The following is an 18,253-nucleotide window of genomic DNA, read 5'->3' on the forward strand; positions in this document are numbered from 1 at the left end:
CTGCCCTAACAGCGCCTCGTACCGGAGAATTGCCCCATGAGGCAAGCAATACTCCCCCCGGCCCGACAGCAGGCGCGCGCACGGTCCACCCGCTCGGCGATCATCCTCTCCGCGGCCGGGATCTTCGAGGAGCACGGGTACGGGAACACCGCCCTGGCCGCCGTGGCCTCCGCGGCAGGGGTCACCAAGGGGGCACTGTATTTCCACTTCGCGTCGAAGGACGCCCTGGCGGAGGCGGTGATCGATGAGCAGCACGCGATCGCGTCGGCGGACGGCGCCCGTGTCCAGGCGCTGGGGCGGCCGGCGCTGGAGACGATGGTGCTGATCTGCCGCGGATTCACCCTGCAGCTGATCGAACACTCCGTCATGCGCGCCGGGATCCGCCTGACCTTCGAGGCGTCGGCCTTCGGGCACGACGTCCGCCGGCCCTACCTCGACTGGGCGTCGCTCTTCGGCGAGCTGGCCGCGATCGCGCAGCAGGACGGCGACCTGCGCCCGGACCTGGACGCCGACGCCTTCGCACACGTGGTCGTCGGCTGCTACACCGGCGTGCAGATGGTGTCCAACGTCCTCACGGGCAGGGCAGACGTGGTCGAGCGGCTCGCCGACCTGTGGCAGATGCTCCTGCCGGGAGTCGTCGTCGCGGACCGTCAGGAGCAGGTCCCGCAGCTCGTGGCACTGTTCCGTGACGGTCCTTCGGAATAAACCGGTCGGACGGTTTGTTTTCTGGCCGATCGCCGCTAGTGTTGCTGCTGGCACTGCAGGGTCTCCGTGGGGGAAGTACCCTGCCCGGTCCCGAGGGATCGTGCCCCGGGCGCCCACGGAAGCGATTCGCTTCCGTGGGCCGCCCGAACTCCACCGGGCACGACGCGCCCCACCGGTCGCCCTCCCGGTCGCCGGGCACGGGCTACGCTGGCAGGACCCCCCCACGCCAGCAAAGGTGACGTATGCGCTACGTGAAACTCGGTTCGACCGGCCTCGACATCTCCCCGCTCGCCCTCGGCTGCATGAGCTACGGCACCCCCGACCGCGGCAACCACGCCTGGACCCTGCCGGAAGAGCAGAGCCGTCCCCTGATCCGCGCCGCCGTGGAGGCGGGCATCAACTTCTTCGACACCGCCAACGTGTACTCGGACGGCTCCAGTGAGGAGATCGTGGGCCGCGCGCTGGCCGAGTTGACGCGCCGCGAGGACACGGTGATCGCCACGAAGGTGCACGGCCGCATGCACGAGGGGCCGAACGGCGCCGGGCTGTCGCGCAAGGCGATCCTGGCGGAACTGGACAACAGCCTGCGCCGCCTCGGGACCGACTACGTGGACCTCTACCAGATCCACCGGTTCGATCCCGCGACGCCCCTGGAGGAGACCCTCGAGGCGCTGCACGATGTCGTCAAGGCGGGCAAGGTGCGCTACCTCGGGGCGTCCTCGATGTACGCCTGGCAGTTCTCCAAGGCCCTCTACCTGCAGCGCATCAACGGCTGGACCCGGTTCGCCACCATGCAGGACCACTACAACCTGATCAACCGCGAGGAGGAGCGCGAGATGTACGGACTGTGCGCGGACCAGGGGATCGGCGTCCTGCCGTGGAGCCCGCTCGCGCGCGGGAAGCTCACACGCCCGTGGGACGAGACGACGTCGCGCTCGGAGACGGACCAGTTCGGCAAGACGCTCTACGGCACCCTCGACGCCGACCGCCGCGTCTCGGACGCCGTCGGCACGGTGGCGGAGGCCCGCGGCGTCACCCGCGCGCAGGTGGCCCTCGCCTGGGTGTCGCGCAATCCCGTGGTGTCCGCGCCGATCGTGGGGGTCGGCAAACCCCGGCACCTCGAGGACGCTCTCGCCTCCCTGGACCTCGAGCTGACGGACGCGGAGGTCCTCGCGCTCGAGGAGCACTACGTGCCCCATCCCCTCGTCGGGTTCTGATGCGCGTCCTCCCCGTCCCCACCGGCGGCCGCTGACCCGCATGCCCGCCGATCCCGTCCTGCCCGCCGATCTCGTCCTGCTCAACGGCCGCGTCTTCGACGGCCTGTCCCTCCACCCCTCCGCGACGGCGGTCGCCGTCGCGGGCGGCACCCTCTCGGCGGTCGGGACGGACGCCGAGGCCCTCGCCGCGGCCGGTCCTCGCACCGACGTCGTCGACCTGCGCGGACGCCTCCTCACCCCCGGCTTCACGGACGCCCACGCACACACCTTCATGGGTGGTATCGAAGCACTCGCGTGCGACCTCGCGGAGCACCGAGGGGCGGCCGGGGTGCAGCGTGCCGTGGCCGTCTATGCCGAGGGCCCGGGCAGGGGCCAAAACTGGATCACCGGGGCCGGCTGGTACAAGGGCGACTACGACGGCGGCTTCCCGGATGCCCTCGTGCTCGACGCCGTCGTGCCGCACCGGCCGGTCTACCTCATCAACCGGGACCACCACAGCGCCTGGGTCAACACGGCGGCTCTGGGGCGGGCAGGCATCGACGAACGCACCCCCGACCCGTCCGACGGGCGGATCGGCCGCCGGGCCGACGGATCGCCGAGCGGCATCCTGCACGAGGGGGCCATGTCCCTCGTCGCCCGGCTGCTGCCTCCGATCACCCGGGCCGCCGTCGAGGCCGGCATCCTGCACGGCCAGCGCCACCTCCACGCCCTCGGCGTGACGGGCTGGCAGGAAGCGATCATCGGCGACTACGCCGGCTACCCCGACGCCGCCCCCGCCTACCGCTCGCTCGCGGCCTCGGGCCGACTGACGGGCAGGGCGACCGGCGCCCTCTGGGTCCCCCGGGGCCTCACCGTGCAGGACATCCCGGACCTGATCGAGGACTTCCGCGAACGCCGCCGCATCAACGCGGAGGCGGGATTCCCGACGTCGAGCGCCAAGATCATGGTCGACGGCGTGCCCGAGAACCGGACCGCCGCCCTCCTGGACCCCTACGAGCCCGTCGGCTGCGGCTGCGTGGCCGCCCCCCACGACGACCGCGGACCGACCTACCTGCCGCCCGAGGTGCTCGACGCCGTCGTCGCCGCCCTGCAGGCGGCGCGGTTCGACCTCCATCTGCACGCCATCGGCGACCGTGCCGTCCGCACCGCCCTCGACGCCGTCGCGCAGGCCAGGGCCCGGGTGCCGTCCGACGACTCCTGGCGGCCGCGGCACACCATGGCCCACGTGCAGCTGGTGCACCCCGACGACGTCCCGCGGTTCGGGGACCTCGGGGTGACCGTCAACGCGCAGGCGCTCTGGGCCTGCAGCGACGAGCAGATGCGGTCCCTCACGGTGCCCCTGATCGGCGAGGACCGGGCGCAGTGGCAGTACCCGTTCGCGTCGATGGTGTCCGGCGGCGCCCCGCTCGCGATGGGCTCCGACTGGTCCGTGTCCGACGCCGATCCATGGCAGGCGATCCACGTGGCGGTGAACCGGACGCACCCCGACCATCCGGGCATCCCGCCCCTGGTCCCGGAGGAGGCGCTGACCCTCGACGCGGCCCTGTCCGCCTACACGGCCGGTTCCGCCCGCGTCACCCGGTCGACGGCGGGCATGCTCCGCGCAGGCCTCCCCGCGGACCTCGCCGTCCTGGGTGTCGACCCGTTCGCCGTCGACGCCTCGGAGCTGCACACGGTGGCCGTGGACCTGACGGTCGCGGGCGGGCGCGTGGTCTTCGAGCGGTAGCGTGCGCCTGCTTCGCTAGGCTGGAGGCACCACCGACCGTTCCACCGCGCCGAGGAGATCCATGCGTCCGACCACGAGAACCCGCCTCCTGATGACGGGCGTGGGGGCGGCCCTCGTGCTGTCCGGATGTGCGGGCGGTCCCGTGCTCGATGTCCTCGAGCAGGACCAGACGGAGCAGGACATCCTCACCATCCAGACGGACCTCGACGGGATCGACCTCGCGACCACGCGGTTCCTCGCCGAGCAGGACGGCGTCGAGTACTTCGCGGCCAGGCCGGCCGCCGGCAGCGCGAGCGAGGACACCGTCTGCCTGCTGGCGGAGGAGGGCATCGGGGTGGGCCTGGAATGTGCGCCGCTCGAGCGCGGTACGGCCGGTGCGGCGATGCGCGACAACAGGGCCACGGTGGTGCTCCTGCCGGACGACATCGACCGCAACGCCCTCACGGACGACGGCTACGGACTGCTGCATCCCAATCTCGCGATCCGTCCGGCCGACGCAGGGTAGGCCGTGCTCACGGCCGGCGTGGATCTCGCCGCAGAATCCAGGGGCACGGCCCTGGCGGTGGTCGACTGGTCCCTCCCCACGGCCACCGTGGACGTGCGCGTCGGGGTCGCTGATGCGGAGATCGCCGCCGTGGCACCCGGCGTCGACCGACTCGGGATCGACTGCGCGTTCGGGTGGCCGGACGACTTCGTCACCTTCGTCACCCGCCACGCCGAGGGCCGGCGCGTGGACGGGGACGCGGAGGAGGGCATGGCATGGCGCCGCCGCCTGTCCTACCGCGCGACGGACCGCGTGACCCGGGACATCACGGGCCGGTGGCCGCTGAGTGTCGCGACGGACCGGCTCGGCCTCACGGCGATGCACTGCGCCGTCCTGCTGGATGCGATCGGCGATGCCCTGGGCGCACCCGTGGACCGCTCGGGCGGCGGCACCGCCGTCGAGGTGTATCCCTCGGCCACGCTGCGGGGCTGGGGCTTCGACACGCGGGGCTACAAGAAGGACGCCGGCCTGCGTGACGCCCTGCTGCACCGGCTCCTCGACGAAGCGCCCTGGCTGGACCTCGGGAGCGCCGGCCGGCAGCTCATGATCTCCTCGGACGACGCGTTCGACGCCGTGATCGCAGCCCTCGCCGCCCGCGCGCACGCGCTCGGCCGGACGCACGCGGTGCCGCCGGAGTCCCGGGAGCAGGCGCGCCGGGAGGGCTGGATAGCGCTCCCCGTGGGACGGTTGGGGGAACTCGCACCAGGGGGCGCGACGCACACGGAACCGAGGTAGGAGGCAGCTGTCATGGACCTGGCTGAATGGGCCGGCACCCTGTACGTCCTTTCGCTCGACCGCTTCACGGCGTCGCGGAACACGGCGGCGAAGGAGGCGGCGAAGGCCGGGGACAGGGAGCTCGCCGCCGCCCTGCGCACACTCCCCAAGCCGTCGTCGGCCGCGTGGCTCGTCAACGTGCTCGTCGACCGCCGTCGCGGCGAGGTGGAGCAGGTGCTGGAGCTGGCCGCGTCGCTCGAGGAAGCACAGGCGGGCCTCGATCGGGCACGGCTGCACGCGCTGGGCCAGCAGCGGCAGCGCCTCCTCGCCGCCGTCGCACGCCAGGCGCTGGACGCCGCCGCGGAGATGGGGCACGACGTCGGTCCCGCGGCACTCCCCGGCGTCGAGCAGACCCTGCGCGCTGCCCTCGCCGACCCCGCTGCGGCGGCCGCCGTCCTGACCGGGCGGCTCGTACGCCCCCTCGAGGCGAGCGGCTGGGATCCGGTGGACCTCGACGGCGCCGTCGCGGGTCCCTTCACGCCTCCCGCGCCGTCGTCTGATGCCGTCTCCGACGCAGTGTCCGACGCAGTGTCCGATGCCGCGGACGGAACCGGCGACGACGATGCCGGCCAGCAGAGGGAGCTCCCACGGAAGGCCTCAGCGCGTCGGCGCCGCGAGGCCGAGACAGGTCTCGCCACAGCCCGCGAAGCCCTCGCCGACGCGCGGGACCGGCTGGCGGCGGCGACCGAGGCAGCGGACCGGATCATCGATCGGCGCGACGGGCTGACCGCGTCGATCGGGGACCTCGAGGAACGCCTGGGCGCTCTGCGCCGGGACCTGGCCGATGTCGACGCGCAGAGCTCCGCCCTGGCCCGCGAATCGGAGGCCTCCGCCCGCTCGGTGGAGGAGGCGGAAGCGGCAGAGGACGCGGCCCGGAGACTCCTGGACGAGTGACGCCGCATCCGCGGTCGGTCGTCAGGTCAGCGCCCGCTCATCTCGTTGCACGGCGCGGCGCCGTCGTCCGTGTGCCGCCGGACTTCCCACTGGGCACGGTTCGCGAACCCGTGGAAGACGCGGCGGTCGCCGGCGGAGAAGCCGTGGGGGTGCTGATCCAGGATGCAGAAGGTCCCGATGTTCCACCCTCCGGGTCCGCGCAGCGGATACGCCGCGTAGAACCTCAGGGAGGGTTCGTCGACCACCAGGGGGTGGTGACGGAACCGGTGGTCGCCCAGCGTGTCGGGAAGCACCAGCGGAGCGGACGTGCGGATGACCTCGTCGCAGAAACTCTCCCGCCTGGGCAGGAGCTGGCGCAGGGGCCCGACCGACGCCTTGAGGTATTGGTGGTCCGCACCGATCAGGGAGACGCTCGCGGAGCTCACGGCGAACGTGTCACGGGCCTCGACCACGAGGGCGTCGAGCGCGTGGTCAGGACCCGAGGCCAGCAGGCCACTCGCGGTCAGCGACCGCAGGCGTTCCTGCTCGGCTTCCTCCTCGGTGAGCAACCACGCCGCCGCCGCGCTGATGCTCGGACCCTCGGAGGTCCGGGCGGAGCCCATCGAATCCAGGACGTAGGGCACGCAGCTGGGCAGGTCCCGATCCCAGAACATCTCGTTGATCGCGTGTGCGAGGATGTCGCGCTCGAGATCGCCCGGGCCCATGTCGCCCGTGCTCGAGTCGCCCTGCAGGAAGGCACCCACCTGGGTCTCGGTCATCAGCCCGCCCATGGCGCAGTAGTTCAGCCATACCCTCTCGAGGGAGAAGCCGCCCGCCGACAACGCGGTCAGCATCAGCCCCAGCTGGACCTGGTGCACGGCTTCTCTCCTCGAGGTTCTGGATCATGCTGTCCCCCAAGAAGATCAGCATGCTTATGGTTCTACGGTAGCTCAGGATCGGGCCGGGGAAAAGCCCGGACACCGATCTCAGCGCAATCCGGCACCGGGAGCCACCAGCTGCACGATGTTTCCGAGGAGCGCCGCGTTGAAATCCACACCGAGCTGGTTGGGGATCGTCACCAGGAGGGTGTCGGCCGCCTGCACCGCGGCATCGGCGGCGAGCTCTGCGGCGATGACGTCCGGGGCACCGATGTAGCTGCGGCCGAACCGGGACCGGGCGCCGTCGAGGATTCCCACCTGGTCCCGCGATTCCCGCTGGGCGCGGACGCCGAAGTAGTACTCGTCGGCGTCGCTGACGATCGGCAGGATGCTGCGGCTGACCGACACCCTCGGGGTCCACCCGTGCCCGGCCTCCGCCCAGGCCTTGCGGAAGATGCCGATCTGCTCCGCCTGCAGCTCGTCGAACGGGACGCCGGTGTCCTCCGTGAGGAGGGTCGAACTCATCAGGTTCATCCCCTGCTCCCCCGCCCATCGCGCCGTCGCCCGGGTTCCCGATCCCCACCAGATGCGCTCGGGCAGTCCGGGCGAGAGCGGTTCGATCGGGAGCCTGGAGGCGCTGCCCGACATCCGCGGGTTGGGATCGGCGATCCCGCGGCCCGTGATCGCGTGACGGAAGAGCGCTGCCTTGTCACGTGCCAGGTCCGCGTCGTCGGAGCCCTCGCTCGGGAGGTAGCCGAACGTGCGCCAGCCGTCGAGTGCGGTCTCGGGAGATCCGCGACTGATCCCGAGCTGCAGGCGCCGGTTGCTGACCAGGTCGGTGACGGCGGCCTCCTCCGCCATGTACAGCGGGTTCTCGTACCGCATGTCGATGACGCCGGTGCCCAGTTCGATGGTCTTCGTCCGCGCGGCCATGGCGGAGAGCAGCGGGAAGGGCGCCGAGTACTGCGGTGCGAAGTGGTGCACGCGCACGTAGGCGCCGTCGACGCCGAGCTCCTCGGCCGCCACGGCCAGCTCGATCGCCTGGACGATCGCCTCCTGTGCGGTGGGAACGAGTGAACCCCGCACATCCTGGTAGTGGCCGAAGGACAGGAACCCGATTCTCTTCATGCCGGGTGCAGCGCCACGGCACGGTCCCGCATTCCCGCGTTCCGGCATTCCCCCATTCCGGCATTCCCCCGTTCCCTCGGTCCCGCGCGACGGCCGATCGACGGCCGACGGAGCGCCTCGAACCCGCTCCCCCCGCCGGCCGGCCCGGCATGCAAGACTGCGACCATGACGATCCCCATCAAGGCCTATGCCCACGTCCGCCTCACGGTCACCGACATCGACATCTCGCGTGCGTTCTACGACGACGTCTTCGGCCTGCCCGTCGCCTTCGAGGTGCCGGAGGACGCGGACGAGAACACGCGCGAGCAGCTCGGCTTCCTGTTCGGCGGAGTGATCTACCAGCTCGGCGACACCCTCCTGGGGCTGCGGCCGGTGGCGGACGATGCCTTCGACGAGAATCGCGTAGGCCTCGACCACCTGTCCTTCACCGTCGAGGGCAGGGACGTGCTCGACGACGCCGCGACGCAACTGGATGGCCGGGGGATCCTGCACGCCGGGGTGAAGGACATCGGCGCGGGCTACATCCTGGAATTCCGTGACCCGGACGGCATCGCCCTCGAACTCTTCGCACCCAAGGCGTAACGACAGCACGTCGATAAGTCTCCGGTGGAGCGCTAGTTCGCCCCGTTCACCTCGAGCTCGGCCCGGTCGGCAAGGCTACGGAGCTGCAGGAGCGCACGCTGATCGAGCTGCCGGGGTTCGGTGTCGAGGATGCACAGGCTGCCCACGAACCAGCCGCCGGGTCCGCGCAGCGGTACTCCGGCATAGAAACGGATGAAGGGTGGTCCCACGACGAAGGGGCTGTCCCGGAAGCGCTCGTCCTCCAGCAGGTCGGGCACCACCAGGGTGTCTTCGCTCCTGATGGTCACGTTGCAGAACGCGGCGTTCCTCGGGATGGAGCGCGGGAAGGACCCCACGAACGACTTGAGATACTGCCGATCCTCGGCGATGAGCGAGATGATCGCCGTCGCGGTCGCGAAGTGGATCTGGGCGTAGCGCGTCAGGCGGTCGAAGCGCTCCTCGTCGCCTGTATCGAGGAGGTTCGACCGGTGAAGGGAACGCAGCCTTTCACGTTCGGTCGCACGGGCCGTGAGCGACGCCGGCAGATCCGAAGGAGCGGGCGCGACGAGGGAGAGGGGGGTCGGCAAAGAAGAGTCCGCTCAAGTGTGGGGGTGGGGGAGACCATCCGTTGACCAAAGCAACGGATATATCCATACTGGCTGACAGATCTCAAGCCGACGGCCCCGAATGGCACACAAAGCAGAAATTTTAGCGAACTTTTCCCTGAATTCCGTCCTGGTTCACCTCTTTCCCCCGCCAGGCTCCCGTCCTGTCCGAAGAGCGGCCAGGCGCAGACCAACGGGAAGGTCGGCATCTGCTCCTCGCCCGCGATCTCCAGCACCGTCGAGAGGACACGACCATCGAAGCCGGTGAGCAGCACGCCGGGGGCGTCGGCTGCCTCCTCTCGTCGGACACGCTGCCCGGGGTCATCAAGATATTGCGGGCCATGAGCGTGGTCGAGACGTTCCTTGTAGAGGATGTCGCGTGGAGGCGACAATACATAGTGTTAGCTCTTGTGTTCTATATAACAGGTTGTAAAATAGTACACATGTTCTACAACAGCCACAACGATGAAGGCCCGCACGGCGCGTACGGGCCGAGCGTGAGCACCTCCGAGGTGCGCGGGTGGATCACGAGCCTTGCATCCTCGAACACTTCCTCGTCGTCACCCGCCAGCTCGTCGTTACCGGCGGACTCCTCGCCGGGCGATGCTGCGGGCGGCAATCCGGCCGGGGCATGCACCGCCTGCGGCAGGCCGCTTGTCGCAGGCACGCCTGATGCCATCCCCGAGGGCTACGAGGAATCGTTGGTCTCCCGTATGCGAGCGGTCGAGGACCTGAAGAGTGCGCTAACGGCCGACCAGGCCCGCACAGCCCTGGCTTTGGACACCGCTCGACGGCGAGCGGAGGCGGCCGCAAAGATGCCGGCCGACCAGCGTGGCCGGGGCGTGGGGGCCGAAGTCGCCCTGGCGCGGCGGGAATCCCCGCACCAGGGCTCGCGGCTGCTGGGATTGGCCAGAACCCTGATCATCGACATGCCGCATACCCTCGCGGCTCTGGAATCAGGTCAGCTCAACGAGTGGCGCGTGACCGTGATCGTCCGCGAAACCATCTGCCTCAGCGCCGAGGACCGGCGTGCTGTGGACGCCGAGCTGGCAGCCGATACGGGCGCCCTCGAAGGCGTCGGCACCCAGGGGCTGAAGAACCGCACGCGCAAGATCGCATACCGGCTCCAGCCCGAGGCCGCCGTGGCGAGAGCGCGCAAAGCCGTCAGTGAACGCTATGTCAGTTGTCGGCCGGCTCCGGACACCATGGCCTACCTGACAGCTCTGCTTCCCGCAGCCGAGGCCATCAAGGCGTACTCCGCACTCTCGCGTCATGCGGACACGCAGGTCGGCGCTGGGGAGAGCCACGGGCGCGGACGTGGGCAACTGATGGCCGACGCCTTCGTCGAACGTCTCAGCGGCTCGCCCGCCGGGTCGGTACGGACAGAAGTCCAGCTGATCATGACCGATCGGACCCTGCTCCAGGGTGACAGCGAGCCCGCATACCTGCCGGGCTACGGCTGCGTCCCGGCGCAGTACGCCCGGGATCTGCTCCGGGGTGGCCCCGACAGCTGTGGCGTTCCCCGAGGGAACACCGCCGATACCTGGGACGCCGCGGACACCGAGCGCCGAATGGATGCTCTGGGCATCGTGGACGAAGCCGATGACAAGGCCAGCGGCAGGAACCGCCGGAAGACCACCATCAACGGTGGCACCGGCAGCACCTCCCCTGTCCCTGTCCCTGTCCCTGTCCCTGGCGGCGATGGTGCCGGCGAAGCCGATGACTCCGCCGCCCAGGTCTGGTTGCGGCGGCTCTACACCGCCCCGGACAGCGGACAGCTGGTGGCGATGGACTCGCGGGCCCGGCTTTTTCCGCCGGGACTGCGGCGCCTGATCACTGCGAGGGACGCGACCTGCCGTACGCCGTACCGTGACGCGCCGATCCGGCATACCGACCACGTCGTTCCATGGCGCCTCACCGGTACCACGAGCGCCGACGGGGGCCAGGGGTTGTGCGAAAGCTGCAACTACACGAAGGAAGGCCTGGGCTGGTCCTCGCGACCCCTACCCGGAGCACCGCATGCGATCGAGCGGCGCACCCCCACCGGACACACGTACGTCTCCGTCGCACCACACCTACCGGGAACAGCCCTGCCAAAAACACCCCTGCCGGGAAGGACCCGACGGCCGGTGCACCCGGTGATCGTCCTCATATTCCACCCGGTTGCCGCGTGAGTACGGATCACTCCTCGATCCCGTCGGGACTTCCGGCACTGGGTCCCCGCACCGCACAGGGCTAGGGTTCTGCAGCGTGGATGCACTATCACTGCCGCAGCGCGTAGCCCGGTCCGTGGGGGCGAGCCCCGTCTCGGAGAAGGTGGCGAGGGCGCAGGAGGTCCTGTACGGACCATTGATCGACTGGGTCCGGAGCAGCCCTTTCCACACCGGCGTCCTCGGCCACTCGATCCATCCGCCACTAACCGATGTGACGCTCGGGTGCTGGCTCAGTGCGTCCATCCTCGATCTCGGCGGCGGAGCGCAGTCCCGCAGCAGCGCCACGCTGCTGGTCGGAACCGGGGTGGTGGCCGCCGTTCCGACGGCGCTTTCCGGCGCCGGCGACTGGGCGGGCATGGAGGGAGCCGAGCGGCGAATCGCGGCGGTGCATGCGCTGGGCACCGACATCGCCATCCTCCTCCTCCTCGGGTCGCTGATAGCCCGCAGGCGCGGCCGCTTCGCCCTGGGCACGAGCCTCGGCCTCGCCGGGAACGCCATCGTGGCCGGATCCGGATTCCTCGGCGGCCACCTCGCCCTCACTCGTGGAACCGCCCGCCGGACCGCATCACCGGCCAGTGGAACCCTTGCCGCAGACGACCTGGGTGAAGATCCCTGATTGGGCCGGTCGCCCGGCACTGGGTAGGAGCGGTCACCGCAGGAGCGGTCACGGCAGGACCGGTCACGGCAGGAGCGACGACAATCCCCGGCACGGCAGACGGCGGCGGACCACCCTCAGGGCAGCCCGCCGTCGTCGTGCGATCAGGACCGGTCGGATCCAGTCATCAGGACCAGCCGTCAGGGCAGCTTGACCGCCAGGACGCTGCAGCGCGCGGACAGCAGGATGGTCTGCGCAGTGGAGCCCATGATCAGCTTGCCCACCGGCGTGCGATGGCGCAGCCCGATCACGATCAGCTCGGCGCCCAGCTCCTCCGCCGTATCCACGACCTCCTCGGCCGCCGTGGCCTCCGAGATGCTGTGGCGGACCGAGAACGGGACGCCTGTGGCCCGGAGCATGGCGTCGAGCTTCGAGACGTCCTCGTCGTCGGCGTAGGCCGGGTTCACGAGGCGGTCGGCACGCGTGGTGTTGATGACCACGAGGTCCGCCTCCCGTCGCCTCGCCTCCTGGACGGCCTCGGAGACCGCGGCCTCCCCCAATGCATTGGGCACATAGCCCACCACGATCGTGCTCATCGGTCGGTGTCCTCTCGGCCAGTCGTGGCTGCGCGCGTCGCGGTCATCGTGACCGCAGTCTCGGACCCGGATGCGGTTCCCCGCACGATGGTGGGGGTATCGGCCGGGGCATCGGCGTCGGCGAGCGCGCCGGCGCCTGCACCAGAGGCATCGGCAGTGGCCGGGGCACGGACGTCGGCGTCGGCAAGGGCGGGCCTGTCGACGTCGGCCGCCACCATGGCCTCGAACCGGCGCTGGCGACGCTTGAGCAGGAGGGACAGCGCGAAGATGACGATCAGGACCACGTAGATCGTCGCCGCGACCGGCGACTGCACGAGCGCCACGGGATCACCCTGCGAGATCGCGAGCGAACGCCGCAGCTGGCTCTCGAAGATAGGCCCCAGGATCAGGCCCACCACCATCGGCGCGATCGGATAGCCGAATCGCCGCATGAAGAACCCGAGGATGCCCACGATCAGGAGGATGATGACGTCGATCGGCGTGAAGTTCACCGAGAACGCCCCCAGCACCGCGAACACCAGGATGCCCGCATACAGGTAGGGCCGCGGGATCTGGAGGATCTTGACCCAGATGCCCACGAGCGGCAGGTTCAGGACGAGCAGCATCAGGTTGCCGACGTAGAGGCTCGCGATGAGCGCCCACACGAGCGTGCTGTTGGACTCGAACAGCTGCGGCCCCACCGGGATCTGGTAGCGCTGGAATGCCACGAGCATCATGGCGGCGGTCGCCGTCGTCGGGATGCCGAGCGTCAGCAGCGGGACGAGGACGCCGGCGGCCGCAGCATTGTTCGCCGCCTCCGGACCGGCCACCCCCTCGATGGCGCCCTTGCCGAACTGCTTCTTGTGCTCGCCCTTCGCGAGCTTGCGCTCGGAGGCGTAGGACAGGAACGTCGCCACATCGGCGCCGCCCGCGGGGATGGTACCCACGGGGAACCCGATCATGGTGCCGCGGAGCCACGGCTTCCAGGATCGGCGGAGATCCTCCTTGCGGAGCCAGCTGGTCTAGCCGCCGGTGACCGGGATGACCTTGACGGGCCCGTGACGGAGCCTGGACCCGACGTAGAGTGCCTCGCCGACGGCGAACAGCGCGACGGCCACGAGGACGACGTCGATCCCGTCCGCCAGGAACGGGCTGCCGAACGTGTAGCGCTGCTGGGCGGTGAGTGCATCGAAGCCGACGAGCGCGATGAACAGGCCGAGCCCGAGGGAGGCCAGTCCGCGCAGCACGGAGGAGCCCAGGAGTGCACCGACCGTCAGGAACGCGACGATCATCAGCGCCACGTACTCGACCGGGCCGATCTGCACGGCGAAGGCGGCGACGTACGGTGCCACGAAACTGAGCAGGACCGTGGCGATGGTGCCGGCCACGAACGAGCCGACGGCCGCCGTCGCCAGCGCCGCCGCGCCCCTGCCGGCCTTCGCCATCTTGTTGCCCTCGAGCGCCGTGACGATCGAGGACGACTCCCCGGGAGTGTTCAGCAGGATCGAGGTCGTGGACCCGCCGTACATGCCGCCGTAGTAGATGCCGGCGAAGACGATGATCGCCGCCGTCGGCTCGAGGCTGTAGGTGATGGGCATGAGCAGCGCGACGGTCATGGCCGGCCCGATGCCCGGCAGGACACCCACGGCGGTGCCGACGAGCACACCGCCGAGCGCGAAGAGCAGGTACATGGGCTGCATCGCCGTGGCGAAGCCCTCCATGAGCAGGAAGAAGTTATCCACCGAAGACACCGAACCCTTCGAGGAAGCCCGGCGGCAGCGAGACACCGAGGAGCCCCGCGAAGACGAACTGCAGCACCAGGGCCAGGACGACGGCGGTGACCAGGTTGCGCCACCACGGGCGGGCACCGAGGGACCAGGCCGCACCGAAGAACAGGATCGCGGCGGCGAGGGGCCATCCGAGCGGGACGATCAGGAAGGCGTGCAGCAGCACGAGCCCTGCGAGCTTCCCGACGGTCAGCCAGTCGGTCGTCGCGTCGAGGTCCACGTCCTCGCCGTCGTCCGCTGCCCCCCGGTGGCCGCGGAGCACCTGGAACACCAGGCCTGCCCCGACGACGAGGAGCAGCGCGGAGACGGCGAACGGGAAGGCCCGCGGCCCGATGTCGCTGGCCGATGGCGGCGTCTGGATGCCGGCGCCCGCCACGAAGCCGAGCACACCGATGCTCACGATGATGAGTGCGAAGACCAGCTCACCGACCGGCTTGCCGGGAGCGGCGGAGGTGCCGCTCCCGGCGTTCTGGACCGAGGTACTCATGGCCTACAGCAGTCCGATGTCGGTGAGGGTCGTCGTGACGCTCTCGATGTCCTCGTCGAGGAAGGTCTGGAACTCGTCGCCCGTCAGGAACGCATCCGCCCAGTTGTTCTCCTCGAGGGTGGCCTTCCAGGTGTCCGTGGCGTGGAGGTCGGTGACGAGCTGCGTGAGGGCGTCCACCTGGGCGTCGTCGATACTGCCGGGGGCGACGACGCCGCGCCAGTTGGTCAGCACGAGGTCGATGCCCTCCTCCGTGAGGGTGGGGGTGTCGGGCAGCTGGGGTGCGGCGTCCTCCCCGGACACCGCGAGGGCGCGCAGCTTGCCCGCGTTCACCTGCTCGGCGTATTCGCCGACCCCGGAGATGCCCGCATCGACCTTGTTGCCCAGCAGGGCCGCGAGGGATTCGCCGCCGCCGGAGTACGGGATGTAGTTCAGGTTCTCGGACGCGATGCCCGCCTCCTTCAGGACGGAGCCGGCGAGGATGTGGTCCGCGCCGCCGGCCGAGCCGCCCGTGATGGAGACTCCCTGCCCCTTGGCCTCGACGTCGTCGAGCAGGTCCTGCACGGTCTGGTAGGGGGAATCCGCGGGCACCACGATCACGAGGGGCTCCTCGGTGAGGCGGGCGATCGGCGTCGTGTCCTCGATGCGGTTGGCCGCGTTGTTGGTCTCGACGGCGCCCACCATCACGTAGCCCATGACCATGAGCGTGTTCGGATCCGTCTCGGTGGCGAGCTTCGCGAGGCCGTTGGTGCCGCCGGCGCCGCCGACGTTGACGACGGACGCGTTACCCACGAGCTCGTTCTCCTTGAGGTCGGCCTCCATGGCCCGGCCGGTCTGGTCCCAGCCTCCACCGGGATCGGCGGGCACCACGATGTTGAGCTTCTCGATGGTCCCCTCCGCGCCTTCGGCGGTGGCGCTCTCGGTCATCGAGCCGCAGGCCGAGAGGGCGAGCGCGGAGGCGAGGGCGAGGGCGGTGAAGCTCGAACGGCGCGCCGTTGTGCGATCGATCGTCATGGGTTTCTCTTCCTTGAGCTGAATGCGGGATGTGATGCGGGTCACCACAGCTGTCCTCAGGCTAGGAAGGCCGCCGAGCGGCGGTAAAGCATGCGGTCGTAGTGCTCGTAGTGGTCTTTGTGGTCACGACTGATCGGCGAGGACGGATGAATGTGACGCCAGGGCGCGTGTCACACTGTGGGGATGATCAGGACGATGCCGCTTCGATCGCAGCTGTTCCTGCTGCAGCTGGCCATCGTGCTGGTGATCGTCGCCGTCGCCGGCTCCACCGCCGTCGCGATGCAGCGGCTGCAGATCCGGGAGCAGTACCAGGACCGCATGGTCGGTGTCGCCCAGTCCGTCGCGCAGCTGCCCTCCGTGATCGAGGCGTTCGACGAGGCGGATCCCAGCGCCACCATCCAGCCGATCGCCGACCTCATCCGTGAGTCCACCGGGGTGACCTACGTCGTCGTCACCGATGCCGAGGGCCTCCGGTACTCCCACCCCAACCCGGAGCTGATCGGCGAGCCCGTCTCCACCGATCCCTCCGTCCCGCTCTCGGGGGAGATCTTCGTGGGCACGCAGACCGGCACGCTCGGCGAGTCCTGGCGCGTGAAGGTCCCCGTCTACGCCGACGGCGACAACACCGACGGGGACATCATCGGCACCGCGTCGGTGGGGGTCCTCGAGTCCGCACTCGACGCCGACCTCTACGAGGACCTCCCCCGCCTGCTCGCGTGGCTGATCGTCGCCGCGCTCGTCGGCTCGGCGGGCGCCATCTGGATCTCGCGGCTCGTCTGGCGCCGCATCTACCGGCTCGAACCCGAGCAGATCGCGTCCCTCCTCGAGACGCGCGACGCCATGATCCACGGCATCAGCGAGGGCATGGTCGCCGTCGACGCCCACCACCGGATCGTGCTCCTCAACGACGAGGCGAAGAGACTGCTCGACCTCGACGACGACGCCACCGGCCGGCCCGCCGCCGCCGTCATGGAACCCGCCCTCGCCCGGCTCCTCACCGATCCGGCGGACACCGACGAGACCGTGCTCTCCGGGGAGCGTGTGCTGCTCGCTCGGACGTCCGACGCGCTCGTGGACGGCGTCCGCGTGGGGCGGGTGATGATCCTCCGTGACCGCACCGAGCTCTACCAGCTGCTCACGGACCTCGACGGCGAGCGCGACGCCACGCAGGCCCTGCGCGCCCAGGCGCACGAGTTCGCGAACCGCATGCACACCATCTCCGGCCTGCTCGAACTCGGCCGCACGGAGCAGGCCGTCGATTTCATCTCGCGGTCCGGTCACGGCGGTTCGCTGGTCTCCGGCTCGATCGCCCCGGGCATCGAGGATCCGGACGCCGCGAGCCTGCTCATGACCAAGAGCACCATCGCCGCGGAGAAGGGCATCACGCTGTCCATCGACGACACCTCCACGCTGGAGGCCGACGGCACCACCGACGTCGTCACCATCCTCGGCATCCTGATCGACAACGCCCTGGAGGCCGCCGCCGACGGCGGTCGTGGCCTGGTCGCCGTGCACCTCGAGACCACCGACGACGGCGTGCGCATCACGGTGTCCGACGACGGGCCCGGCGTGCCTCCCGAGGACGTCGCCGGCATCTTCTCCTCCGGGTACTCGACGAAGGACGGCGGCCGGACCGGCACGCGGGGCTTCGGCCTCGCGCTCGTGGAGAGGATCGCGCGCAGGCGCTCCGGGCACGTCGTCGTCGACGATGCGGAGCTCGGCGGTGCCGAGTTCACGGTCTGGCTCGCGCCCTCGCTCGCCGACGTACCCCGCTCCACGCTGCAAATGCCGTGACCACGCCCGCGCTGATCCCCACCCTCGTGGTCGACGACGACCGCGAGGTCGCCGGCATCCACACCGGGTTCCTGCTGGCCCACGGCGCCTTCGACGTCGTCGGGGCCGCGCACACGGGAGCCCGCGCCCTCGACCTCGTGCAGGAGCTGCAGCCCCGGCTCGTGCTGCTCGACATCCACCTCCCCGACATGTCGGGGATCGACGTGCTGCGGGCACTGCGCAACCGGCCCGGCGAACCCCTCGATGTCATGGCGATCACCGCCGCCCGCGAACTCGACACCGTGCGGGCCGCGGTGGCCGGCGGTGTGCTGCACTACCTCGTGAAGCCCTTCAGCGCCGCGGTCCTGAACCAGCGGCTGGACCACTACGTGGCGTACCGGCGCGAGCTCGACACCCACGCCGGCGACAGCGCGTCGGCACTGGACCAGCACCGGATCGACCAGCTCCTCGGCACGACGGCGGGAGCAGGACCCGCGTTGCCCGGGACGACGGCGACGACCCTGCTCGCGCCCCCGAAAGGACTCTCCGCGCCGACGCTCGACGCCGTCGTGCTGGACCTGCGAGGGCAGGGCCGCGGGACGTCGGCATCCGAGGTCGCGGCCCGGCTCGGCATGGCCCGCGTGAGCGCCAGGCGCTACCTCGAATTCCTCGTCTCGCGGGGGCAGGCGCGGATCGTCCCGCAGTACGGGTCCGCGGGCCGGCCGGAGAAGTTCTACGTATGGACGGACGATGCTCCCCGCGGGTGAGGAATAACGGCGACACCGGAAGGTTGTTCAGAGC

The 18,253-nt window shown here is 70.3% G+C and carries 17 protein-coding genes and 1 pseudogene; 11 read left to right on the forward strand and 7 right to left on the reverse strand.

The window, feature by feature from the left end; all coding sequences use genetic code 11:
* Nucleotides 1-36: 36 nt before the first annotated feature.
* From IWX63_RS04100 to IWX63_RS04125, 6 genes are all read left to right on the forward strand, one after another.
* Nucleotides 37-705 (forward strand): ScbR family autoregulator-binding transcription factor, encoded by a 669-nt coding sequence (locus tag IWX63_RS04100; RefSeq protein WP_199276844.1) that lies wholly within the window; start codon nucleotides 37-39, stop codon nucleotides 703-705.
* Nucleotides 706-947: 242 nt separating this feature from the next.
* Nucleotides 948-1,922 (forward strand): aldo/keto reductase, encoded by a 975-nt coding sequence (locus IWX63_RS04105; RefSeq protein WP_199276845.1) that lies wholly within the window; start codon nucleotides 948-950, stop codon nucleotides 1,920-1,922.
* Nucleotides 1,923-1,962: 40 nt separating this feature from the next.
* Nucleotides 1,963-3,648, forward strand: coding sequence for an amidohydrolase (locus tag IWX63_RS04110; RefSeq protein WP_334685615.1), 1,686 nt, complete (start codon nucleotides 1,963-1,965; stop codon nucleotides 3,646-3,648).
* A 61-nt stretch (nucleotides 3,649-3,709) separates the two neighbouring features.
* Entirely contained in the window at nucleotides 3,710-4,153 is a 444-nt protein-coding gene (locus IWX63_RS04115) for a hypothetical protein (RefSeq protein ID WP_199276846.1), read from the forward strand.
* 3 nt (nucleotides 4,154-4,156) lie between these two features.
* Nucleotides 4,157-4,927 (forward strand): DUF429 domain-containing protein, encoded by a 771-nt coding sequence (locus IWX63_RS04120; protein WP_199276847.1) that lies wholly within the window; start codon nucleotides 4,157-4,159, stop codon nucleotides 4,925-4,927.
* Between the two features lie 12 nt (nucleotides 4,928-4,939).
* Nucleotides 4,940-5,860: a hypothetical protein gene (locus IWX63_RS04125; RefSeq protein ID WP_199276848.1), complete on the forward strand. Its 921-nt coding sequence runs from the start codon at nucleotides 4,940-4,942 to the stop codon at nucleotides 5,858-5,860.
* A 26-nt stretch (nucleotides 5,861-5,886) separates the two neighbouring features.
* Here IWX63_RS04125 and IWX63_RS04130 read toward each other — a convergent pair whose 3' ends face one another.
* Both IWX63_RS04130 and IWX63_RS04135 read right to left on the reverse strand, forming a co-directional pair.
* Nucleotides 5,887-6,717: a GAF domain-containing protein gene (locus IWX63_RS04130; RefSeq protein WP_199276849.1), complete on the reverse strand. Its 831-nt coding sequence runs from the start codon at nucleotides 6,715-6,717 to the stop codon at nucleotides 5,887-5,889.
* A 108-nt stretch (nucleotides 6,718-6,825) separates the two neighbouring features.
* A complete protein-coding gene (locus tag IWX63_RS04135; RefSeq protein WP_199276850.1) occupies nucleotides 6,826-7,845 on the reverse strand; it encodes an LLM class flavin-dependent oxidoreductase in 1,020 nt (339 codons plus the stop codon).
* Nucleotides 7,846-8,010: 165 nt separating this feature from the next.
* On the opposite strand from IWX63_RS04135, the gene IWX63_RS04140 reads away from it, so the two are divergent.
* Complete coding sequence (locus IWX63_RS04140) at nucleotides 8,011-8,427, forward strand: VOC family protein (protein ID WP_199276851.1); 417 nt, start codon at nucleotides 8,011-8,013, stop codon at nucleotides 8,425-8,427.
* A gap of 32 nt (nucleotides 8,428-8,459) precedes the next feature.
* Here the strand turns inward: IWX63_RS04140 and IWX63_RS04145 are convergent, their stop codons facing one another.
* The gene (locus IWX63_RS04145; RefSeq protein WP_199276852.1) at nucleotides 8,460-8,993 is read right to left on the reverse strand and encodes a GAF domain-containing protein; all 534 of its coding nucleotides are present in this window, start codon (nucleotides 8,991-8,993) and stop codon (nucleotides 8,460-8,462) included.
* Between the two features lie 461 nt (nucleotides 8,994-9,454).
* Here IWX63_RS04145 and IWX63_RS16710 point away from each other — a divergent pair, with 461 nt between their 5' ends.
* Nucleotides 9,455-11,185 carry an HNH endonuclease gene (locus IWX63_RS16710; RefSeq protein WP_334685616.1) on the forward strand — a complete coding sequence of 577 codons (1,731 nt, stop codon included), beginning with the start codon at nucleotides 9,455-9,457 and terminating at the stop codon, nucleotides 11,183-11,185.
* Nucleotides 11,186-11,261: 76 nt separating this feature from the next.
* Nucleotides 11,262-11,840, forward strand: coding sequence for a DUF2231 domain-containing protein (locus IWX63_RS04155; RefSeq protein ID WP_199276853.1), 579 nt, complete (start codon nucleotides 11,262-11,264; stop codon nucleotides 11,838-11,840).
* A 179-nt stretch (nucleotides 11,841-12,019) separates the two neighbouring features.
* On the opposite strand, the gene IWX63_RS04160 is transcribed toward IWX63_RS04155, so the two are convergent.
* The 4 genes and pseudogenes from IWX63_RS04160 to IWX63_RS04175 all read right to left on the reverse strand — a co-directional run bounded on the left by IWX63_RS04160 (nucleotide 12,020) and on the right by IWX63_RS04175 (nucleotide 15,679).
* Complete coding sequence (locus IWX63_RS04160) at nucleotides 12,020-12,415, reverse strand: universal stress protein (RefSeq protein WP_199276854.1); 396 nt, start codon at nucleotides 12,413-12,415, stop codon at nucleotides 12,020-12,022.
* Nucleotides 12,412-14,136 (reverse strand): annotated as a pseudogene (locus IWX63_RS04165) (tripartite tricarboxylate transporter permease). The gene IWX63_RS04160 and the pseudogene IWX63_RS04165 overlap by 4 nt, the downstream one beginning before the upstream one ends.
* A complete protein-coding gene (locus tag IWX63_RS04170) occupies nucleotides 14,129-14,668 on the reverse strand; it encodes a tripartite tricarboxylate transporter TctB family protein (RefSeq protein ID WP_199276855.1) in 540 nt (179 codons plus the stop codon). The pseudogene IWX63_RS04165 and the gene IWX63_RS04170 overlap by 8 nt, the downstream one beginning before the upstream one ends.
* A 3-nt stretch (nucleotides 14,669-14,671) precedes the next feature.
* Entirely contained in the window at nucleotides 14,672-15,679 is a 1,008-nt protein-coding gene (locus tag IWX63_RS04175; protein ID WP_199276856.1) for a Bug family tripartite tricarboxylate transporter substrate binding protein, read from the reverse strand.
* Between the two features lie 183 nt (nucleotides 15,680-15,862).
* Here IWX63_RS04175 and IWX63_RS04180 point away from each other — a divergent pair, with 183 nt between their 5' ends.
* Together IWX63_RS04180 and IWX63_RS04185 are read left to right on the forward strand one after the other, a co-directional pair.
* Entirely contained in the window at nucleotides 15,863-17,473 is a 1,611-nt protein-coding gene (locus tag IWX63_RS04180) for an ATP-binding protein (protein WP_199276857.1), read from the forward strand.
* Nucleotides 17,470-18,219, forward strand: a complete 750-nt coding sequence (locus IWX63_RS04185; protein WP_334685617.1) for a response regulator — start codon at nucleotides 17,470-17,472, stop codon at nucleotides 18,217-18,219. Before IWX63_RS04180 ends, IWX63_RS04185 begins: the two co-directional genes overlap by 4 nt.
* Nucleotides 18,220-18,253: the final 34 nt, after the last annotated feature.

Origin of the sequence: Arthrobacter sp. CAN_A2, assembly GCF_015752045.1 — a bacterium.
Taxonomy (GTDB): Bacteria; Actinomycetota; Actinomycetes; order Actinomycetales; family Micrococcaceae; genus Arthrobacter_D.

Bases quoted from the DNA above. Each gene is read 5' to 3' on its own strand.
- IWX63_RS04100 (WP_199276844.1), top strand. From the start codon at position 37: ATGAGGCAAGCAATACTCCCCCCGGCCCGACAGCAGGCGCGCGCACGG.
- IWX63_RS04105 (WP_199276845.1), top strand. From the start codon at position 948: ATGCGCTACGTGAAACTCGGTTCGACCGGCCTCGACATCTCCCCGCTC.
- IWX63_RS04110 (WP_334685615.1), top strand. From the start codon at position 1,963: ATGCCCGCCGATCCCGTCCTGCCCGCCGATCTCGTCCTGCTCAACGGC.
- IWX63_RS04115 (WP_199276846.1), top strand. From the start codon at position 3,710: ATGCGTCCGACCACGAGAACCCGCCTCCTGATGACGGGCGTGGGGGCG.
- IWX63_RS04125 (WP_199276848.1), top strand. From the start codon at position 4,940: ATGGACCTGGCTGAATGGGCCGGCACCCTGTACGTCCTTTCGCTCGAC.
- IWX63_RS04135 (WP_199276850.1), bottom strand. From the start codon at position 7,845: ATGAAGAGAATCGGGTTCCTGTCCTTCGGCCACTACCAGGATGTGCGG.
- IWX63_RS04140 (WP_199276851.1), top strand. From the start codon at position 8,011: ATGACGATCCCCATCAAGGCCTATGCCCACGTCCGCCTCACGGTCACC.
- IWX63_RS16710 (WP_334685616.1), top strand. From the start codon at position 9,455: ATGTTCTACAACAGCCACAACGATGAAGGCCCGCACGGCGCGTACGGG.
- IWX63_RS04160 (WP_199276854.1), bottom strand. From the start codon at position 12,415: ATGAGCACGATCGTGGTGGGCTATGTGCCCAATGCATTGGGGGAGGCC.
- IWX63_RS04170 (WP_199276855.1), bottom strand. From the start codon at position 14,668: ATGAGTACCTCGGTCCAGAACGCCGGGAGCGGCACCTCCGCCGCTCCC.
- IWX63_RS04175 (WP_199276856.1), bottom strand. From the start codon at position 15,679: ATGACGATCGATCGCACAACGGCGCGCCGTTCGAGCTTCACCGCCCTC.
- IWX63_RS04180 (WP_199276857.1), top strand. From the start codon at position 15,863: ATGATCAGGACGATGCCGCTTCGATCGCAGCTGTTCCTGCTGCAGCTG.